This window comes from Janthinobacterium agaricidamnosum (assembly GCF_003667705.1).
In the GTDB taxonomy this organism is placed as follows: Bacteria; Pseudomonadota; Gammaproteobacteria; order Burkholderiales; family Burkholderiaceae_D; genus Janthinobacterium.
Window position 1 is genome coordinate 3,761,970 of the sequence record NZ_CP033019.1, and the last position, 18,649, is coordinate 3,780,618.

The 18,649-nt window shown below is 66.0% G+C and carries 14 protein-coding genes; 4 read left to right on the forward strand and 10 right to left on the reverse strand.

Annotated elements, in window-relative coordinates; all coding sequences use genetic code 11:
* Position 1 precedes the first annotated feature (1 nt).
* Together D9M09_RS16975 and glpD are read right to left on the reverse strand one after the other, a co-directional pair.
* Positions 2 to 1,096 (reverse strand): ABC transporter ATP-binding protein, encoded by a 1,095-nt coding sequence (locus tag D9M09_RS16975; protein WP_121669955.1) that lies wholly within the window; start codon positions 1,094 to 1,096, stop codon positions 2 to 4.
* 74 nt (positions 1,097 to 1,170) lie between these two features.
* Entirely contained in the window at positions 1,171 to 2,709 is a 1,539-nt protein-coding gene (glpD, locus tag D9M09_RS16980) for a glycerol-3-phosphate dehydrogenase (RefSeq protein WP_205602262.1), read from the reverse strand.
* A gap of 226 nt (positions 2,710 to 2,935) precedes the next feature.
* Between glpD and D9M09_RS16985 the strand changes: the two genes are divergently transcribed.
* On the forward strand, positions 2,936 to 3,697 hold the full coding sequence (locus D9M09_RS16985; RefSeq protein ID WP_175445210.1) for a DeoR/GlpR family DNA-binding transcription regulator: 762 nt from the start codon (positions 2,936 to 2,938) through the stop codon (positions 3,695 to 3,697).
* Between the two features lie 22 nt (positions 3,698 to 3,719).
* On the opposite strand, the gene D9M09_RS16990 is transcribed toward D9M09_RS16985, so the two are convergent.
* Positions 3,720 to 4,724, reverse strand: a complete 1,005-nt coding sequence (locus tag D9M09_RS16990) for a zinc-dependent alcohol dehydrogenase family protein (RefSeq protein WP_121669957.1) — start codon at positions 4,722 to 4,724, stop codon at positions 3,720 to 3,722.
* Positions 4,725 to 4,846: 122 nt separating this feature from the next.
* Here D9M09_RS16990 and D9M09_RS16995 point away from each other — a divergent pair, with 122 nt between their 5' ends.
* The 3 genes from D9M09_RS16995 to D9M09_RS17005 all read left to right on the forward strand — a co-directional run bounded on the left by D9M09_RS16995 (position 4,847) and on the right by D9M09_RS17005 (position 7,711).
* Positions 4,847 to 5,725: a LysR family transcriptional regulator gene (locus D9M09_RS16995; RefSeq protein ID WP_121669958.1), complete on the forward strand. Its 879-nt coding sequence runs from the start codon at positions 4,847 to 4,849 to the stop codon at positions 5,723 to 5,725.
* Between the two features lie 482 nt (positions 5,726 to 6,207).
* Positions 6,208 to 6,708 (forward strand): MarR family winged helix-turn-helix transcriptional regulator, encoded by a 501-nt coding sequence (locus D9M09_RS17000; protein ID WP_070222220.1) that lies wholly within the window; start codon positions 6,208 to 6,210, stop codon positions 6,706 to 6,708.
* An 85-nt stretch (positions 6,709 to 6,793) separates the two neighbouring features.
* The gene (locus D9M09_RS17005; protein ID WP_121669959.1) at positions 6,794 to 7,711 is read left to right on the forward strand and encodes a pyridoxal-phosphate dependent enzyme; all 918 of its coding nucleotides are present in this window, start codon (positions 6,794 to 6,796) and stop codon (positions 7,709 to 7,711) included.
* Positions 7,712 to 7,714: 3 nt separating this feature from the next.
* Here the strand turns inward: D9M09_RS17005 and D9M09_RS17010 are convergent, their stop codons facing one another.
* From D9M09_RS17010 to D9M09_RS17040, 7 genes are all read right to left on the reverse strand, one after another.
* Positions 7,715 to 9,718, reverse strand: coding sequence for a diguanylate cyclase domain-containing protein (locus D9M09_RS17010; RefSeq protein WP_162995735.1), 2,004 nt, complete (start codon positions 9,716 to 9,718; stop codon positions 7,715 to 7,717).
* Positions 9,715 to 10,245 (reverse strand): adenylyl-sulfate kinase, encoded by a 531-nt coding sequence (cysC, locus tag D9M09_RS17015; RefSeq protein WP_121669961.1) that lies wholly within the window; start codon positions 10,243 to 10,245, stop codon positions 9,715 to 9,717. Before cysC ends, D9M09_RS17010 begins: the two co-directional genes overlap by 4 nt.
* A gap of 63 nt (positions 10,246 to 10,308) precedes the next feature.
* The gene (locus tag D9M09_RS17020; RefSeq protein ID WP_121669962.1) at positions 10,309 to 12,978 is read right to left on the reverse strand and encodes a nitrate reductase; all 2,670 of its coding nucleotides are present in this window, start codon (positions 12,976 to 12,978) and stop codon (positions 10,309 to 10,311) included.
* A gap of 22 nt (positions 12,979 to 13,000) precedes the next feature.
* Positions 13,001 to 14,227 (reverse strand): NAD(P)/FAD-dependent oxidoreductase, encoded by a 1,227-nt coding sequence (locus D9M09_RS17025; protein ID WP_121669963.1) that lies wholly within the window; start codon positions 14,225 to 14,227, stop codon positions 13,001 to 13,003.
* Positions 14,224 to 14,586: a nitrite reductase small subunit NirD gene (gene nirD / locus D9M09_RS17030; protein WP_373632986.1), complete on the reverse strand. Its 363-nt coding sequence runs from the start codon at positions 14,584 to 14,586 to the stop codon at positions 14,224 to 14,226. Before nirD ends, D9M09_RS17025 begins: the two co-directional genes overlap by 4 nt.
* 3 nt (positions 14,587 to 14,589) lie before the next feature.
* The gene (gene nirB / locus D9M09_RS17035; protein ID WP_121669964.1) at positions 14,590 to 17,154 is read right to left on the reverse strand and encodes a nitrite reductase large subunit NirB; all 2,565 of its coding nucleotides are present in this window, start codon (positions 17,152 to 17,154) and stop codon (positions 14,590 to 14,592) included.
* Between the two features lie 10 nt (positions 17,155 to 17,164).
* A complete protein-coding gene (locus D9M09_RS17040) occupies positions 17,165 to 18,472 on the reverse strand; it encodes an MFS transporter (protein ID WP_121669965.1) in 1,308 nt (435 codons plus the stop codon).
* Positions 18,473 to 18,649: the final 177 nt, after the last annotated feature.

Consider the following 18,649-nt stretch of genomic DNA (forward strand, 5'->3'; position numbering starts at 1 on the left):
GTCACACCCCTCCTTGCACAGGAGCGAACAATAGCCCGCCATCGTCGGCGAAGATCAGCAAGGCGTGCGGCTGGCAATACACGGTGCAGGCGCTGCCGATCTCCAGATTGTGCACGCCGCCGAGCTGGGCCACCAGCGCCAGCTCGCCGCGGCGCGCATGCACATAGGTTTCCGAGCCGCTGATTTCCGCCAGGTCCACCGTAGCTGCGATGGCCACGTCGCCTTCGGACTGGGGCGATAAATGCAGGCTGTGCGCGCGCACGCCGAGGATCACGTCGCGCCGCTCGCCGAGGCGGGCGCGCTGCGCGCCGCTCAGGTGGATGGCCAGGCCGTCGGCCGCCTGCGCCACGCCATCGGCGCTCACGCGGGCGGGAATCAGGTTGATGGGCGGGTCGCTGAAGGTGCGCGCCACATCGATGGAATTGGGGGCGTTGAAGACGTCCAGGGTCGGTCCCTGCTGCAGCAGCCGTCCCTCGTGCAGCACGGCCACGTGGCCGCCCAGTTGCAGCGCTTCCAGCGGTTCCGTGGTGGCATACACGACCGTCGTGCTGCCGCTGGAAAACAGTTCCGTCAATTCGCGGCGCAATTCCTCGCGCAGTTTGTAGTCGAGGTTGACCAGGGGCTCGTCGAGCAGCAGCAACGATGCATCCTTGATCAGCGCGCGTCCCAGCGCCGTGCGCTGCTGCTGCCCGCCCGACAATTCTCCGGGCGTGCGCTGCAGGTAGGGCGTGATGTGCAGGCGCTCGGCCAGCGCCAGCACTTTCGCGCGGATCTGCTCTTCGGGCACCTTGCGCAAACGCAAGGGCGAAGCGATATTGTCGTAGACGGTAAAGGCCGGATAGTTGATGAATTGCTGGTACACCATGGCCAGGTTACGTTTGCTGACGGGCACGCCCGTCACGTCGACGCCGTCGGCAGTCACGGTGCCCCCGCTGGGCTTGTCCAGCCCCGCCATCACGCGCATCAGGGTCGTCTTGCCGGCACGCGTGGTGCCCAGCAAGACGTTGATGGCGCCCGGCACCAATGCCAGCGACATCGGATATAAAAAATCGTCAGCCCCCTGCTTCCTGCTGATCTTGTCCAGTACCAGTTGCACGCGCTTCTCCTCCAGTGATGGTTTCTTATTCTTCGCCGCGCCCTCTGCGGGGTGCGGTCGCCAACGTGTGCTGCCTACGACGACAACGGGTGCTGCAACAGCCAGGCGTCGAGCGTGTCCGCCGTTTCGCGCGGCAGGTGCAGGCCCAGCTTGGAGCGCCGCCACAGCATGTCGGCCGCGCTGACGGCCCATTCGTGGCGCCGCAAATAGTCCACTTCCGCCGCGTACAGGCCGGCGGCGACTTCCTCGCCCATGGCCGCCACATCCGTCCGCCCGGCGAGCAGCACGTGGATGCGCGTGCCGTAGGCGCGTGCATAGCGCGCCACCAGCGCCGCCGGAAGCCACGCATAGTCGCGCTGCAAGCCTTGCACGAACTGGCCGAACTCGCGCACGGACCGGTTCTGCGGCGTACTGCCGAACACATCGCCGCCGGGCAGGCAGGCGTTGGCCGTCCAGGCCGGCCGCGCACTGCCCGGCACCGGCGCCAACAACGGCGCGAGCACATCGAGCGCTTCCTCGGCCAGCTTGCGGAACGTGGTGATCTTGCCGCCGAAAATACTGAGCAGCGGCGCGCCTTCCCGGTCCAGCTCGAAGCGGTAATCGCGCGTGACGGCCTTGGCATCGGCCGCCGCGTCTTCCACCAGCGGGCGCACGCCGGCATACGTCCACACCACGTCGGCCGGCACGATGGGCTTGCTGAAATAGTAACTGGAAAGCTCGCACAAGTAACGAATTTCCTCGTCGTCGATTTCCACCTTGCCGCTGTCGCCGTGGTAGTCGAGATCGGTGGTGCCGATCAGGGTGAAATCGTGCTCATACGGAATGGCAAACACGATGCGCCCGTCCGGATGCTGGAAGATATACGCGTGATCGTGCTCGAACAATCGCTTGACGACGATGTGGCTGCCCTTGATCAGGCGCAAATGCCGGCCCTGTCCGCCCGGCGCCGCCTGCTGCAGAAATTCGGCCGTCCACGGCCCGGCCGCATTGACGACGCTGCGCGCACGCACGGACAGCTCACGTCCGTCGCCTTGCAGCAGGGTCGCCAGCCAGGAGGCGTCCGCACCCGCGCCGTCGCGCCGCAGGGCCGTGCAGCGCGTCTGCGTAAGGATCGTCGCCCCCTTGTCCGCCGCGTCGATGGCGTTCAAGACCACCAGCCGCGCATCGTCGACCCAGCCGTCGGAATACACGAAGCCCCGCTTGAATTCGGGTTTTAACGGTTTGCCGGCCGCGTGGCGCGTCAGGTCGATGCCCTGCGAGCCAGGCAGGATTTCCCGCTTCGCCAGCATGTCGTACAGAAACAGGCCGGCGCGTATCAGCCAGGCCGGGCGCTGGCCCTGGGCGTGCGGCATGACGAAGCGCAAGGGCCACATGATGTGCGGCGCCGAGCGCAGCAGCACTTCGCGCTCGATCAGCGCCTTGCGCACGAGGCCGAATTCATAGTATTCGAGGTAGCGCAGGCCGCCGTGTATCAGCTTGGTGGAAGCGGACGAGGTGTGGGAAGCGAGGTCGTCCTTTTCGCACAGCACCACGGACAAGCCCCGCCCGGCCGCGTCGCGCGCGATGCCGGCGCCATTGATGCCGCCGCCCACCACCAGCACGTCGCATGCCATCGTTGTCTCCACACCTTGCTGTGCTGCCGCCATCGGGACTCCGTGTCTGTCAGGGAAAGGCCGGCGAGGAAAGACTAGGCATCGCCGGCGACTGTCGTTAAGATCAATACAGCTGTAATTCGAATGCAATATGGATAAGATACGCCAGATTGCGAATCGATAGCAACATATTTTTATCACTATTTGTTCGTTTTTGTTCGTTTGTGTTTTTTAAAGAGACAAGCCCATGATTTTGAATCCCCGCCAGCGCCGCTTGCTCGAAGTGGTGCGCCAGAAGGTCACCATGTCCGTCGAGGAGCTGGCGCAGCAGCTGGACGTGACGCCGCAGACCGTGCGCCGCGACGTCAAGCAGATGGAAGAAGCGCGCCTGCTGGCCCGCTACCACGGCGGAGTCGGCTTGCCCTCGTCCGTGGAAAACATCGATTACAGCCAGCGGCAAGTGTTCAACAGCGACGCCAAGCGGCGCATCGCCGCCGCCGTCGCCGCGCAGGTGCCGCACGGCTGTTCGCTCTTGATCAATATCGGCACGACGACCGAGGAAGTGGCGCGCGCGCTGAGCCGCCATACGGGCTTGCACGTGGTGACGAACAACCTCAACGTGGCCGCCATCCTGGCCGACAACGCCGCCTGCGAAGTCATCGTGGCCGGCGGCGTGGTGCGCGGGCGCGACCGCGGCATCGTCGGCGAAGCCACCATCGACTTCATCCGCCAGTTCAAGGTCGACATCGGCATCATCGGCATTTCCAGCATCGACGAAGACGGCAGCCTGCGCGACTTCGACGCGCGCGAAGTGAAGGTGGCGCAAGCGATCATCGAGCAGTCGCGCGAAGTGTGGCTGGTGGCCGACCAGCATAAATTCGGCCGCAAGGCGCTGGTGCGCCTGGCCGACCTGGCGCAAGTCGACATCCTGTTTACGGACGCGCCGCCGCCGCCCCGCTTTGCCGAGGTGCTGCGCGACGCGAACGTGAAAGTGCACGTCGCCGCCTGATGGCGACAGTGTTGCGGCCGGCTCAGTGCGCGATGGCAAGCTTGCCGAAATGGCGGCCGCCGGCTGCCAGCTGCGCATACGCTTCGGCCGTGTCGCCGAGGCCGAACACGCGGTCGATGACGGGCACGATGCCATGCGCGGCGATGGCCTGGGCCGCCTGCGCCAGGTCCGCCACGGAACCGGTGTTGTTGCCGACGATGTGCAAGGCCTTGACGATGACGGGCAGCAAGTCGATGCTGGCGGCCGTGCCGCCGACAAAACCCACCGTGAAGACCGTGCCGCCCACCGCCGCCGCGTTGAGCGAGCGCACGATGGTGGCGCCGCCCACCGTCTCGACCACCAGGTCGGCGCCCCGCCCGCCGGTCAGTTTCAGCACTTCCGCATCCCAGGCCGGCGTGGCCCGGTAGTTGATCAGGTGATCGGCGCCCAGCTGGCGCGCTCGTTCCAGCTTGTCATCGCTGGACGACGCGAGGATCACCGTGGCGCCCGACGCCTTGGCGAACTGCAAGGCAAACAGGCTGACGCCGCCCGTTCCCAACAGCAACACCACCGATCCGGGGCGCACTTGCGCCGAACGCACGGCATTCCACGCCGTCGTGGCTGCAATCGGCAGGGCCGCACCCTGGATAAAATCGAGGTGGGCCGGCAAGGCGACCAGGCTGGCGGCGGGGACGGCCACGTATTCGGCCAGCGAACCCGGCAAGGTGACGCCGCGCATCGCGCCCACGTTGTGCGGCGCGATGGCACCGCCCTGCCAGCGCGGCATGAAGTGCGGGATGACGCGGTCGCCGACGGCCAGCCCGCTGACGCCCTCGCCCAGCGCCGCCACTTCGCCCGCGCCGTCGGCGACGGGAATCAGCGGAAAGGCCGCGCCGGCAAAGTTGCCGGTCGCAATGGCCACGTCGAGAAAGTTCAGCGTGGCGGCGCGCAGGCGCAGCAGCACCTCGCCCCGCCCGGCCTGCGGCTCGGGCAGCTCGGTCTGGTGAAACGCGGTGAGGGAAGGAGCGGTCAGTTGGATGGCTTGCATGGTCTGTTCTCGGGCAATGGGTCAGGGTGGCCGCGCGCTGGCGGGACAAACAGCAGTGTCATTTAAAATCATTAATAGATAAACTATGGTTTGATTCAATGATTTGACAGCAGGGATTGCCAATGGATTTGCTAGACAGCATGAAGGTGTATGTACTGGCCGTGGAAAAAGGCAGCTTGAGCGCCGCCGCGGCCGCCTGCGGGATCTCCGCGACGATGGCCGGCAACCACCTGCGGACGCTGGAAAAGCGCCTGGGCATGCAGTTGCTCCAGCGCACCACCCGGCGCCAGCACCTGACGGCCTTCGGCGAGGATTACTATGCGCGCTGCAAGGAAATCCTCAGGCTGGTGGCCGAAACCGATGTCCAGGCGCAAAACCTGCAACTGGCGCCCGCCGGCAAGCTGCGCATCACGGCGCCCCTCACCTTCGGCGCGGAAGCGCTGATGCCCGCCATGGCCGCATACCTGGAGCGCTATCCCGACGTGAGCATCGATGTGTCGCTGAGCGACCGCGTGGCCGACCTGGTAGAGGAAGGTTTCGAGGCCGCCATCCGCATCGGACAGTTGCCCGATTCCTTGCTGATCGCCAGACCGCTGGCGCCCTACCGGCTGATGATCTGCGCCGCTCCCGACTATCTGGCGCGCAGGGGAACGCCGCGCCACCCGGCCGAGCTGAGCCGGCACGAATGCCTGTCCTTCTCGCCCGCCGCCCTGGCGCATTGGCGCCTGACAGGCGAGGACGGCGTCTGCAGCGTGCCCGTCTCGGGCCGCCTGCAAGTCAACCACGGCCAGGCGCTGCGCGTTGCTGCACTGCATGGCATGGGCATCGTGCTGCAACCGGCCTTCCTGCTGGAAACGGACGTGCAAGCGGGCCGCCTGGTCCAGCTGTTTCCCGCGCATGCGCTGCCCAGCCGCCCCTTGAACGTGGTCTACCTGCCGGACCGCTATCGCTCGCCCAAGCTGCGCAGCTTCGTCGATTTTCTCGTGGAACGGTTCAGCTAAGAGCCTATCCCAGTAGGGAGCGTCTTTTGCAAGCAGCACATCAGGAGCGCGGACAAGGCGCGAGGAGGACGCGTGGCGAACCACGCGACGACGAACAACGCAGTCCCCGCTTCTGAGGGGCGCTTGCAAGAGATGTATTCATCTACTGGGATAGGCTCTAAGTAGCGCCGGCAACACACCTGTGCCATGCGACAGTGATCGCGCTTGAAATATTTATCAATTCGGCAAAATTCATGTTACCATTGATACAACATGAGTTATTTTTTTAATCTTCCTCTCTAGCAATACGATTATTTGCTTGATATTGCTTTTTATATATTTAGAGCAAGAGAAAAAGGAAAAACTTTTTGCCGCTGAATGATTTCCTGTGAAAACAGTGTTAGAAATACCTCAAGCACGACGATTGTTCCCAAACAAACCACTCGACAGCAAGCGTGAAGGCCTTAACCATGCCGGCAACGCCGCCCAGTGAAGGAAGAGAAATGAGCCATAATTTTGAATCGGCCGCCACGCAAGCCGCCCATCCCAACAGCGTTCCCGTCAGCGAACTGGAAGCCCATCTCGGTTACTGGCTGCGTTTCGTTTCCAACCATGTGTCCCACAGCTTCCAGAAGAAAGCCGAAGCCAATGGCGTGACGGTGTCCGAATGGGTGGTGCTGCGCGAAATGTTCCGCCTGGGCTGCACCTCGCCCACGGTGCTGGCGCAGGTGTCCGGCATGAGCAAGGGCGCCGTGTCGAAACTGATCGACCGCCTGGAAAGCAAGGGCATGGTCAGCAAATCCATCCTGCTGGCCGACCGCCGCCAGCATTCGATCGAACTGACCACGGAAGGCGAGGCGCTGGTACCCGTGCTGGCCGAAATGGCCGACCAGAACGACGAGGAATTCTTCGGCAAGCTGCCGCGCCAGCTGCGCGACGATCTGCTCGAAGCGATGAAGGAAGTGGCGCGCACGCACCACCTCAAAAGCGTCCCGCTGAACTGACAGCCAGCGCACTGCCGACAAGGATGACACGGTGGCGCGGGCGCTTCGGCTATGATGCTGGCCTGACTGTTTACCAGGAACACGCATGGCCCTGCACATCGAAACTCCCTTGCTCAACTCGCGCGCCCTGAGCCTGCTCAGCGAACGCGCCATCTGGCTCAAACTCGAAGCCTTGCAGCCGCCCGGCTCCTTCAAGATCCGCGGCATCGGCCTCGCCTGCGAAGAATACGCGCGGCGCGGCGCCAGCCGCTTCATTTCCTCTTCCGGCGGCAATGCCGGCATCGCCGTCGCCTATGCGGGACGCCAGCTCGGCATTCCCGTCATCGTCGTCGTGCCGGAAACGACGAGCGAACGGGCCAAGGCCCTGATCGCCCAGGAAGGCGCCGAAGTCATCGTGCACGGCGCCGCCTGGCAGGAAGCGAACGCGCTGGCCCAATCGATGCTCACGCCGCAAGACGCTTTTTTGCACCCGTTCGACGACCCGCTGCTGTGGCAGGGCCATGCCGGCATGATCGATGAAGTAGCGCGCGCGGGCCTGAGACCGGACGCGGTGGTGCTGTCGGTGGGCGGCGGCGGCCTGCTGGCCGGCGTGGCCGAAGGCTTGCAGCGCAACGGCTGGGATGACGTGGCCATCGTGGCCGTCGAAACGCAAGGCGCCGCTTCGCTGGCGGCGGCCGTGTCCGCGCGCGAACACGTGGCCCTGCCGGCCGTGAGCAGCATCGCCACGTCGCTGGCGGCGCGCCAGGTGTGCGCCCAGGCATACGCCATCAGCCAGACCCGCCTGCTGCACAGCGTGGTGGTGTCGGACCGCGCCGCCGTCGACGCCTGCCAGCGCTTTGTCGCCGACCAGCGCCTGGTGGTGGAACCGGCCTGCGGCGCGGCGCTGGCGGCCGTCTACGGCAAGGCGCCGGAACTGGCTCCCTACCGCAATGTGCTCGTCATCGTGTGCGGCGGCGTGACGGCCACCACGCAGCAGCTCGATCACTGGAGCGCCATCCTGTAGTGGCTACGGCGCCGCCTCGCGCAGCGCCACGCCGTCGCGGCCCTGCCCCTTGGCGGCGTACAGGGCCTGGTCGGCCAGATCCAGCAGCTGCGCCGGCGTCAGCGCGCCCTCGCGGAAGATGGCCATGCCGACGCTGGTCGTCACCGGCAGCGGACCGCCGGCCAGCGCAAACGGCTGGCGGATGGCCTCGACGATCTTGGCGCCGACCTGGCGCACTTCGGCCGCGCCGTTCACCCCTTCGAGAATGATCACGAATTCATCGCCGGCCAGGCGCGCCACCAGGTCGCTGGCGCGCACGCTGCGCACCAGGCGCGCGGCGAACTCCTTGAGCACCTCGTCGCCCGCCTTGTGTCCCAGGCTGTCGTTGATGGCCTTGAAACGGTCGATATCGAGATAGGCCAGCGCCATCGGCGCGCGCGCGGCCCGCGTGCGCTGCATGCTCAATTCCAGCTGTTCGTCGAAACGGCGCCGGTTGGCGATGCCCGTCAGGATATCCGTGGCGGCGGCGAACTGCAGCGCCGTATGCACGGCCCTGGTCTTGGTGATTTCGTGGATCAGGCCGTACACGCCCTCCACCGCGCCGCTCTCGCCCACATCGGGCACGTAACTGGTCTGGAAGGCGCGCTGGCCGGCGTCTCCGTCGCCGCCGATGGTGAACTCATATTCAACCTCCTCGCCCGAGAAGGCGCGCCGCAGGTATTGTTCGCGCAACTGGTAGGCTTCCTCGCCCAGCACCTCGCGGATCGACTGCATCATGCTTTCCTGCTGCGATCTGCCGAACCATTTTTCAAACGTCGCATTGATGAACTGGTAGCGGTGCTCGCGGTCGATGTAGACGATCACCACGGGCACGTGGTCCGTCAGCAGTTTCAAACGCCGCTCGCTGTCGCGCGTCTGCGCCACGGCGATTTCGCGCTCGGCCATCAGCGAGTAGAAATCGCGGCTCAAGTCGCCGATCTCGTCGCGCCGCTCGATTTGCAGCGCCTCGATGCCCAGGCGCTGGCGGCGGATTTCATGCACATGGTGGCGCAGCCGCGCCAAAGGCAGCAGCAGGCGCAGCACCACGCGCCAGCCGGCCAGCCCCGCCAGCGCCGCCAGCAGCACGGCGGCCAGCAATATCTTGCTGCGGATGGCGTGCAGCGGCGCGAACGCGTCACGCATGGGATACACGGACGCCAGTATCCAGCCCGTCGACGCGATGCGGTGGTAGGCAAACAGGGCATCGACGCCTTGCGTGGTGGTGCCCGTCAGCCAGCCCTCGAAACCCTGCAAGGCGCGCCGCGCGGACATGCTGATGGGACCATGCGCCTCGATATGCTGCATGATGCGCGACTTGTCGGGATGCTCGACGATGATGCCTTCGCCGGTCATGATGTACAGGTAGCCGCCCGTGCCCGGCTTGAGCGCGCCCAGGCGCCCCAGGAAATCGGGCTGGCGCAGGTTGACGCTGGCCGCCAGCACATAACGCACGGCGCCCTGCGCGTCGAACACGGGTTGCGTGACCACGACGATGGGCATGCCGGAAATGCTGCCGTTGAGGGGCGCGGAAATCACCGAGCGCCGGGTCGCCAGCGTCTGTTCAAAGTAAGGGCGGCCCTTCACGTTCAGCCCCGCCTGCGGCTTGAAGGGACTCACGCTGGCCAGCACGGCCCCGTCGATACCGACCACGCCGGCCGAATAAAATTCCTTGCGCAGCACCGTTTGCGCAGCCAGGTAACGCTGCAGGCTGGCGCCGTCGTGCGCGCCGCCGGCCGGCAGGCTGTCGGCGATGGCGCGCAGTACGTTGCGCTTCGCGTCGAGTTCCTCATCGATGAAGACGGCGGCGCTGGACAGCGATACGTACTGCTGGCGCCCCGTCACATCGCGCATGCCGCGCTCGGCCACGGACAGGGTGGCCAGCGCCAGCGAGGCCACGGCAGCGAGCACGAGCAGGAAGACGACCACGCTCATGCGCGCCTTCAGGCTGGCCGGCAGGCGCCGGCGCAATCGTTTGCGCCAGGTCGTCACGGCCGCTGCCGCAGGTAGCGGCAAATGCGCTCGACCGACTCGTCCAGCGCCAGGGTGCCCGTGTCCAGGGTCAGCGCGGCGGCCAGCGGCGCTTCATAGGGTGCGGAAACGCCCGTGAATTGCACCAGCTGCCCTGCCCGCGCCTTTTCATACAGGCCCTTGGGATCGCGCGCCTCGCACACGGCCAGCGGCGTGCTGACGTGGACTTCAATGAAATGCGCCGCGCCGATGATGGCGGCGGCCATGGCCCGGTCTGCGCGGTAGGGAGAAATGAAGGCGGCGATGACGGTCAGGCCCGCCCCATTCATCAGGCGCGCCACTTCAGCCACGCGGCGGATGTTTTCATGCCGGTCTTGGGGCGTAAAACCGAGGTCGCGGTTCAAGCCATGGCGCAGCTGGTCGCCATCGAGTACTGCCACGGCGCACCCCTGCGCCTTGAGCTGGCGCGCCAGCGCGTCGGCGATGCTGGACTTGCCGGCGCCGCTCAAGCCCGTCAGCCAGACCGTGTCGTATTGTCCTGCCGTCATCACATTGCCTCTCCCCTTGTAGAGCTGGCAATATAGCAAAGCCGCGCGGGAAAGGACAGATGATCAGGCCGCGCTGCGCGCTTCAAGCAGCAACTGTCGTATCTCCGGCACGCAGGAGCCGCAATTGCCGCCCGCCTTGACGCAGGCCGTCACCTGCGCCGTCGTCTCCAGTTTTTGCCCGGCGATGGCCGCGCAAATGGTGTTGCGCCCCACGCCAAAGCACGAGCACACGATGGGACCGGCGTCCACGCCCTTGCCGATGGGCTGGCCCAGCAGCACGCCGGCGCGATCAAGCGCATCCATTTGCGCATGCGCAAACAGGCTGGCCAGCCAGCTGCGCGACGGCAGGTCGGGACGGGGCGAGACATACACGCATTGCGCGATGCGTCCCTCGTCCAGGTGCACGGCGCGGTACACGCCGGCGCTGGCATCCGCGTAATCGAGCCAGTCGGCGTTGTCGTCCGTGACGCCGAGCAGCGCGCGCGCCCAGGCGCCGAGATCCTCGATGCGCTGGCGGCCCGCCAGTTCGTAGCGCAGGAACTGCTCGCCCTGGATGCGCGTCCAGTGCGCCACGCCGTCCAGGGTCAAGGGCGTGCGGCTCAGGACAAACGCATGCCAGTGCACGCGGAACTGTTCGATGCGCACGGGCGTGTGCTTGAATTCCGGCTCGCCCGAGACGGGGTCGACGACCGGATTGACGACGGCGCCCACGCGCGCGTCGGACGCATTCGCGTCGCTCCAGTGGATGGGCACGAAGACCTGGCCGCGCGCGATGCCGCCGCCATGCACGACGCGCGCCACCATCGCGCCCCAGGCGCTGGAAATGCGCGCCAGCTCGCCCTCGCGCACGCCGTACAGCAGCGCATCCTGCGGGTGGAGGTCGATGAACGCTTCGACGACGTGGCCCGACAGTTTGGCCGCCTTGCCCGTGCGCGTCATCGTATGCCACTGGTCGCGCACCCGGCCCGTGTTCAGGATCAGCGGATAGTCCTCGCCGGGCATGTTGTGCGGCGCGCGCGGCGCCGTGGGCACGAAGCGCGCGCGCCCGTCCGCATGGGCGAAGCGGCCGTCGCCGAACAGGCGCGCCCGGCCCTGCGGCCACTGCTGCGGCGCCAGGGCGTCGTACTGCGCCGCATCCAGATTGTCCAGGCCCGCCAGATTGAACAGGCGCGCCATTTCCGCTCCGTTGCGGAAGGTCGACAGCCGTGCGTGTTCGGCAAAAATGGCTTGCGGCGCCGCGAAATCGAAGCCGTCATAACCCATGCGGCGCGCCACGTCGCATAGCACGTCCCAGTCGGCGCGCGCCTCGCCCGGCGCCGGCAGAAACGCGCGCTGGCGCGAGATGCGCCGCTCCGAGTTCGTCACCGTGCCATCCTTTTCGCCCCAGCCCAGGGCCGGCAGCAGCACGTCGGCATGGACGTTCGTGTCCGACTGCGCGCTGATGTCCGACACCACCACCAGCTCGCACCTGGCCAGCGCGCGGCGCACCTGGTCGGCGTCCGGCATGCTGACCAGGGGATTGGTGGCGATGATCCACACGGCTTTGACCTTGCCCGCCTCGATCGCGTGGAACAGGTCCACCGCCTTCAAGCCCGGTTTGGCGGCGATGCGCGGAGAGTCCCAGAAGGTTTGTACGGTGTCGCGGTGCAGCGGATTGTCCAGTTCAAGGTGCGCCGCCAGCATGTTGGCCAGCCCGCCCACTTCGCGCCCGCCCATGGCGTTCGGCTGGCCCGTGAGCGAAAACGGTCCCATGCCGGGCTGGCCGATGCGCCCCGTCGCCAGGTGGCAGTTGATGATGCTGTTGACCTTGTCCGTACCGGAGGACGACTGGTTCACGCCCTGCGAAAAGGCCGTGACGACCTTGCGCGTGGCGGCAAACGCCTGGTAAAACGCCAGCAGGGCTTGCGGGTCGACCTTGCAGATGCGCGCTACCTGCAAGGGGTCGCCGCAGTCCGCGTGGGCGGCCGCCAGCGCTGCGTCGAGGCCGCGGCTGTGCCGCGTGACGAAAGCGTCGGCGATCACGCCCTCCTTCGCCAGATAGCACAGCAAGCCGTTGAACAGCCACACGTCGGTGCCCGGTTTCACGGGCAAATGCAGGTCGGCCAGCTCGCAGGTGGCCGTGCGGCGCGGGTCGATCACCACCAGCTTCATCTCCGGCCGGGTTTCGCGGATGCGGGCGATGCGCTGGAACAAAATCGGGTGGCACCAGGCCGTGTTCGAGCCCACCAGCACGACCATGTCGGCCAGCTCCAGGTCTTCATAGCAGCCGGGCACGATGTCTTCGCCGAACGCGCGCTTGTGGCCGGCGACGGCCGAGGACATGCACAGGCGCGAATTGGTGTCGATGTTCGCGCTGCCCACATAGCCCTTCATGAATTTGTTGGCGATGTAATAGTCTTCCGTCAGCAGCTGGCCCGAGACATACAGGGCGACGGCGTCGGGGCCGTGCTCATCGATGATGGCGCGCAGGCCGCCGGCCACCTGGTCCAGCGCGGCATCCCAGGAAGCGCGCCGCAGCACGCCGTCGGCGCGCACCTGCGGGTAGAGCAGGCGCTGTTCGAGGTCCAGGGTGTCGCCCAGGGCCGAACCTTTCACGCACAGGCGGCCCAGGTTGGCCGGGTGCGTTGTATCGCCGGCGATGCGGATGGCGCCGTCGGGCAGGCGTGTCGCTTCCACGCCGCAGCCGACGCCGCAGTACGGGCAAGTGGTTTTCACGGGCGTGCAGCTGGTCATGGGCGTATCCTGTTGGTCGCTGTCAGGCGGCCTGGGCGCACAGCGCCTGGCCAAACAATAAATGGGCGCGCAGCTTGCTGATGTCGCGGCGCTGCTGGATCAGGTCGAAATACCACGGACCGTCCTGCACGTCGCCATACAGCACGGCGCCGGCCAGGCGGCTGCCCTGCACCACGAGCCGCTTGTAGACGCCACGCCTCGGATCGCGCAGCACCAGGTCTTCGCTGCCCTCGCCGCCGATGATGTCGCCGGCCGAATACAGGTCGATGCCCGTCACTTTCAATTTGGTGGCGCTGGCTTGCTGCACGTAGCGGCGGTGCCCGGCGCCGGCCAGATGCGCGCCGCACACGCGCGCCTGTTCCCATATGGGCGCGACCAGACCGAAGGTGGCGCGCCGGTGCTGCACGCATTCGCCCACGGCGTACACGCGCGGGTCGTAGCTTTGCAGGCAGTCGTCGACGACGATGGCCCGTTCGCAGTGCAGGCCGGCCGCTTGCGCCAGCGCGATGTTGGGACGCACGCCGGCCGTCATCACCACCAAGTCGGCGGGGATCGACGTACCATCGGCAAAGCGGACTCCCTGCACGCGGCCGGTGCCGAGGATTTCCGCCGTTTGCGCCTGCATCAAAAACCGCAGGCCGCGCGCTTCCAGCGCCGATTTCAGCAGCATCGATGCGGGCGCGTCGAGCTGCTGGTTCATCAGCGCGCCGCTCATGTGCACCACGGTCACATCCATGCCCTGGCGCTGCAGGCCGTTGGCCGCTTCCAGTCCCAGCAAGCCGCCGCCGATGACGACCGCGTGGCGGTGCTGGCGCGCCGCCCGCAGCATGGTGTCGACATCGTCGATGTCGCGAAAACCGATCACGCCGGGCAGCTCGTGGCCCGGCACGGGCACGATGAAGGGCGTGGAACCGGTGGCCAGCAGCAGGCGGTCATAGCGCACCTCGATGCCCGACAGCGCCTGCACGGTGCGCGCCTGGCGGTCGATGTGCACCACGGGGTCGCCCGCGTGCAGGGTGATGCCGTTGTGGGCATACCAGTCGCGCGTGTGCAGCATGATGTCGTCCACCGTCTTTTCGCCGGCCAGCACGGGAGACAGCAGGATGCGGTTGTAATTGCCGTGCGGTTCGGCGCCGAAGACGGTGATGTCGTACAGGTCCGGCGCGAGTTTCAGCAATTCCTCGACCGTGCGCATGCCGGCCATGCCGTTGCCGACCACGACTAAAGACGGCCGTGCGGCGGTGTTCACAGGGCCACCCACACCATGCCGCCGAACACGCGCGCCGGCCAGGCGGCCACCGAGTGTTCAGGTGCTTCGATGCACTCGCCGCTGGCCAGGTCGAAGTGCTGCTTGTAGATGGGCGACGCCACCACGACGCGCTCGCCGATGCTGCCCACCAGGCCGCGCGACAGCACGGAAGCACCGGCGTTCGGGTCGACATTGTCGATGGCGTACACGCGCGGCGCGGCATCGCCGACGCGGAACACGGCCACGTGCCGGCCGCCCAGCAGCGCGCACACGCCCGTGTCAGGCACGATGTCCGTCAAGGGGCAGATGGCCACCCAGTTGTCGGCGCTGGCGCTGTTCAATTCATTCATTGCATTCATGGCTCACGCCTCCACGGCAAGGATGGGGATCACGGTGTTGCGGCGTTCAAGGGGCGTGGCGGGCCGGATCTGGCCCCGCTCTTCCACGAACACCACGTTTTCATCGTTCTTCCCGCTGTTGACGAAATGGCGGAAACGCTGGCGCACGGCAGGGTTGGAGACGGCTTCCTTCCACTCGCAGGCATAGGTGTCGACCACGTGCTGCATGTCCGCTTCCAGCTCGTGGGCGATGCCCAGGCGGTCGGCCACGACGACGGCTTTCAGGTAGTCGAGGCCTCCTTCCAGGTTGTCGCGCCACACGCTGGTGCGCTGCAGGCGGTCGGCCGTGCGCACGTAAAACATCAAAAAGCGGTCGACATAGCGCACCAGGGTCGCTTCATCGAGATCGGATGCCAGCAATTCCGCATGGCGCGGCTTCATGCCGCCGTTGCCGCACACGTACAAATTCCAGCCTTTTTCCGTGGCGATCAGGCCGATGTCCTTGCCCTGCGCCTCGGCGCATTCGCGCGTGCAGCCGGAGACGCCGAACTTAATCTTGTGCGGCGTGCGCAAGCCCTTGTAGCGGTTCTCCAGTTGAATCGCGAAGCCCACGCTGTCGGCCACGCCATAGCGGCACCAGGTGGAGCCGACGCACGATTTCACCGTGCGCAGCGACTTGCCGTAGGCGTGGCCCGACTCGAAGCCGGCCGCGATCAGCTCTTCCCAGATGGCCGGCAACTGGTCCACGCGCGCGCCGAACAGGTCGACCCGCTGGCCGCCCGTGATCTTCGTATAGAGACCGTATTTTTTCGCCACCATGCCCACGGCGATCAAGCCGTCGGCCGTCACCTCGCCGCCCGGCATGCGCGGCACGACGGAATACGTGCCATCCTTCTGGATATTACCGAGAAAATAATCGTTACTGTCCTGCAGGCTGGCGTGCACGGGCGACAGCACGAAATCGTTCCAGCAAGACGCCAGGATATTCGCCGCCACAGGCTTGCACACGTCGCAGCCGAGACCCTGTCCATGCGCGGACAGCAGCGCGCCGAAGCTGCGGATTTTCCCCACGCGCACCAGATGGTGCAATTCCTGGCGCGAATACGCAAAGTGTTCGCACACGTGATTGTTGACGGCCAGGCCCTGCTTCTGCATTTCCGCCTTCATGATCTGCGTCACCAGCGGCACGCAGCCGCCGCAGGCCGTGCCGGCTTTCGTGCAGGATTTTAATGCGCCGATGCTGGTCGCGCCATCGGCCACGGCCGCGCACAGCGCGCCTTTCGACACGTCGTTGCACGAGCAGATTTGCGCCGCCTCGGGCAAGGCATCCACACCGAGTCCCGCCTTTTGCTGGCCGTCCGCCTGCGGCAGGATGAGGAATTCCGGCGATGCCGGCAGCTCGATCTTGTTGAGCATCATCTGCAAGAGCGTGCCGTATTCGCTGGCGTCGCCCACCATCACACCGCCCAGCAGGTACTTTCCGCAGTCGGAAACGACGATCTTCTTGTAGATCTGCTTGCGCTCGTCCATGAACTGGTAGGAGCGGCTGCCCGGCGCATTGCCGTGCGGGTCGCCCAGGCTGGCCACGTCCACGCCCATCAGTTTGAGCTTGGTGCTCATGTCGGCGCCCTTGAACGAGGCTTCGCCCGCTTCTCCTTCTTCCTCCTGCAGCAGGTGGCGGGCAGCGATGCGCGCCATTTCGTAGCCGGGCGCCACCAGGCCGAACACCAGGCCGCCCCACAGCGCGCATTCGCCGATCGCGTAGATGTCCGGGTCGGAGGTGAGGCAGCTGTCGTCGATGGCGATGCCGCCGCGCGGTCCCACGTCCAGGCCGCAGGCGCGCGCCAGCTCGTCACGCGGGCGGATGCCGGCCGAGAAGACGATCATGTCCGCTTCCAGGTGGCTGCCGTCGGCGAACTGCATGCGGTGCGTGGCTGATTCGCCCTCAACGATGGCCAGCGTGTTCTTTTGCGTGTGCACGGTCACGCCCAGCTCCTCGATCTTGCGGCGCAAGACACGCGCGCCGCCCTCGTCCACCTGCACGGCCATCAGGCGCGGCGCGAATTCCACCACGTGGGTGTCGAGCTTCAAGTCGCGCAAGGCTTTCGCGCATTCGAGGCCCAGCAAGCCGCCGCCGATGACCACGCCCGTTTTCGACTTGGCACCCCAGGCCAGCATGGCTTCCAGGTCTTCGATGGTGCGGTAGACGAAGCAGCCATCGCGCTCCTTGCCCGGCAGCGGCGGCACGAACGGCGTCGAGCCGGTGGCGAATACGAGTTTGTCGTAGCTCAAGACCTCGCCCGTGCTGGCAGTGACGGTTTTCGCCGCGCGGTCGATGGACACGGCGCGTGCATTGAGCTTTAACACGACGTTGCCCTTGTCGAAGAAGCCGGGCGCCACCAGCGACAGGTCCTCGGCCGATTTGCCGCTGAAAAATTCGGACAGGTGCACCCGGTCGTAAGCGGGGCGCGGCTCTTCGCACAAGACCGTCACGGACAGGTGCGGCGCGTTGTCCAGGGCCAGGCGTTCGAGGAATTTATGCCCGACCATGCCATGGCCAAGGACGACGATGTTCAAGGGGTGGTTCATTGCGCTCTCCTCAGGCCGCGGCCATGTTCGGTTCGGCCGCCAGGCCCGTGAAACGGGCGGCGATGGCGCACAGGGCCGAAATCACCACCAGCGCGCTCAGGATGATCAGGGTCTGGCGGATGTCGCCCGTGCCTTTCATCAGGAAACCGGCCGCCACGGCGCCCACGTTGCCGCCCGCGCCGATGATGCCGGCCACGCCGCCGAGAGCCTTGCTGTCGATGAAGGGCACCAGCGCGTAGGTGGCGCCGCACGCCATGTGGGTGAACAGGCCGAAGACCAGCATGGCGATGACGGCCCAGGTGATGCTGTCGACCTTGGCAAACCACAGCAAGCCCACGCCTTCGCCTATCATCAGCATGAACAGCAGGGTCACGCGGCTGTTCAGGTTGCCGCGCAGGGCCAGTTTGTCGGACATCCAGCCGCCGAGCGCGCGGGCAAACAGGGCCAGCAGGCCGAAGCTGCCGGCGGCCAGGCCGGCCGATTTCAACGACAGGCCGAAATGGTCGACGTAGTAGACGGCGGCGATGTTGTGGATGAAGATTTCGATGCCGAAGCAGGCGCCGTAGGTGACAAACAGCAGCCAGACGCGATAATTGCTGCTGGCGGCCTTGAAGCTGTCCCAGCCACCGCTTTTACCACCACCTTTACCGCCTTCGATTGCGGTGCCGGCGGCGCGCAAGTCCGAGTAATTACCTTCAGGGCAATCCTGCGTATAACGCCAGTACAGCACGGCCATCACCAGCATCAGCACGCCCGGCACCAGCAGGGCCACGCGCCAGCCCAGCGATTCGGACACGCCCAGCATCAGCACGGCGCCGAGCAGCAGCGGCATCAGCGCCTGCGCCGCGCCGCCGCCCGCATTGCCCCAGCCGGCGGCGGCCGCGTTTGCCGTGCCGACAACACGCGGGGCGAACATCACGGAGGTGTGATATTGCGTGATGACAAAGCTGGCGCCGACGGCGCCGATGCCCAGGCGGAAGAACAGAAAGCTTTCATAGCTTTGCGACGCGGCCACGCCCAGCACGGGAATGGCGCCGAGCAGCAGCAAGCCCGTGTACGTCTTGCGGGGGCCGTAGCGGTCGCACAAGGGCCCGACGATCAGGCGCACGAGGATGGTGATGGCGACGGCCGCGATATTGATGTTCGCCACTTGCGCCAAGGAAAGACCGAACTCGCCCTTGATGACCGGCATCAGGGGTGCGCAGGCGAACCAGGCGAAGAAACACACGAAAAATGCCATCCACGTCAGGTGGAATGCCCGCATGGGCGGCGTGGCGAGGGAGAAGAGCGCGATGCGCGTTGCTTTTTGGCTGGCCATGATGGTTTCCCGAAGTATCCCGAAAATAACAAAGATGCAAACAAAAACGGCGCCCGCCCCCGCCGATGAAAAAATCAGCCAGAGCGGACGCCGTTGTCCAAGTGGTCCGTCGTTGGACCGTTGTGCGTTTATTCAGGGGATCGCCGTTGATCCGTACCTTCTGTTTAGCAAGCGCCG

Excerpts from the sequence above, each read along its gene's own strand:
- glpD (WP_205602262.1), bottom strand. The coding sequence starts at position 2,709 with ATGGCATGCGACGTGCTGGTGGTGGGCGGCGGCATCAATGGCGCCGGC.
- D9M09_RS16985 (WP_175445210.1), top strand. The coding sequence starts at position 2,936 with ATGATTTTGAATCCCCGCCAGCGCCGCTTGCTCGAAGTGGTGCGCCAG.
- D9M09_RS16990 (WP_121669957.1), bottom strand. The coding sequence starts at position 4,724 with ATGCAAGCCATCCAACTGACCGCTCCTTCCCTCACCGCGTTTCACCAG.
- D9M09_RS16995 (WP_121669958.1), top strand. The coding sequence starts at position 4,847 with ATGGATTTGCTAGACAGCATGAAGGTGTATGTACTGGCCGTGGAAAAA.
- D9M09_RS17000 (WP_070222220.1), top strand. The coding sequence starts at position 6,208 with ATGAGCCATAATTTTGAATCGGCCGCCACGCAAGCCGCCCATCCCAAC.
- D9M09_RS17005 (WP_121669959.1), top strand. The coding sequence starts at position 6,794 with ATGGCCCTGCACATCGAAACTCCCTTGCTCAACTCGCGCGCCCTGAGC.
- cysC (WP_121669961.1), bottom strand. The coding sequence starts at position 10,245 with ATGACGGCAGGACAATACGACACGGTCTGGCTGACGGGCTTGAGCGGC.
- D9M09_RS17020 (WP_121669962.1), bottom strand. The coding sequence starts at position 12,978 with ATGACCAGCTGCACGCCCGTGAAAACCACTTGCCCGTACTGCGGCGTC.
- nirD (WP_373632986.1), bottom strand. The coding sequence starts at position 14,586 with ATGAATGCAATGAATGAATTGAACAGCGCCAGCGCCGACAACTGGGTG.
- nirB (WP_121669964.1), bottom strand. The coding sequence starts at position 17,154 with ATGAACCACCCCTTGAACATCGTCGTCCTTGGCCATGGCATGGTCGGG.
- D9M09_RS17040 (WP_121669965.1), bottom strand. The coding sequence starts at position 18,472 with ATGGCCAGCCAAAAAGCAACGCGCATCGCGCTCTTCTCCCTCGCCACG.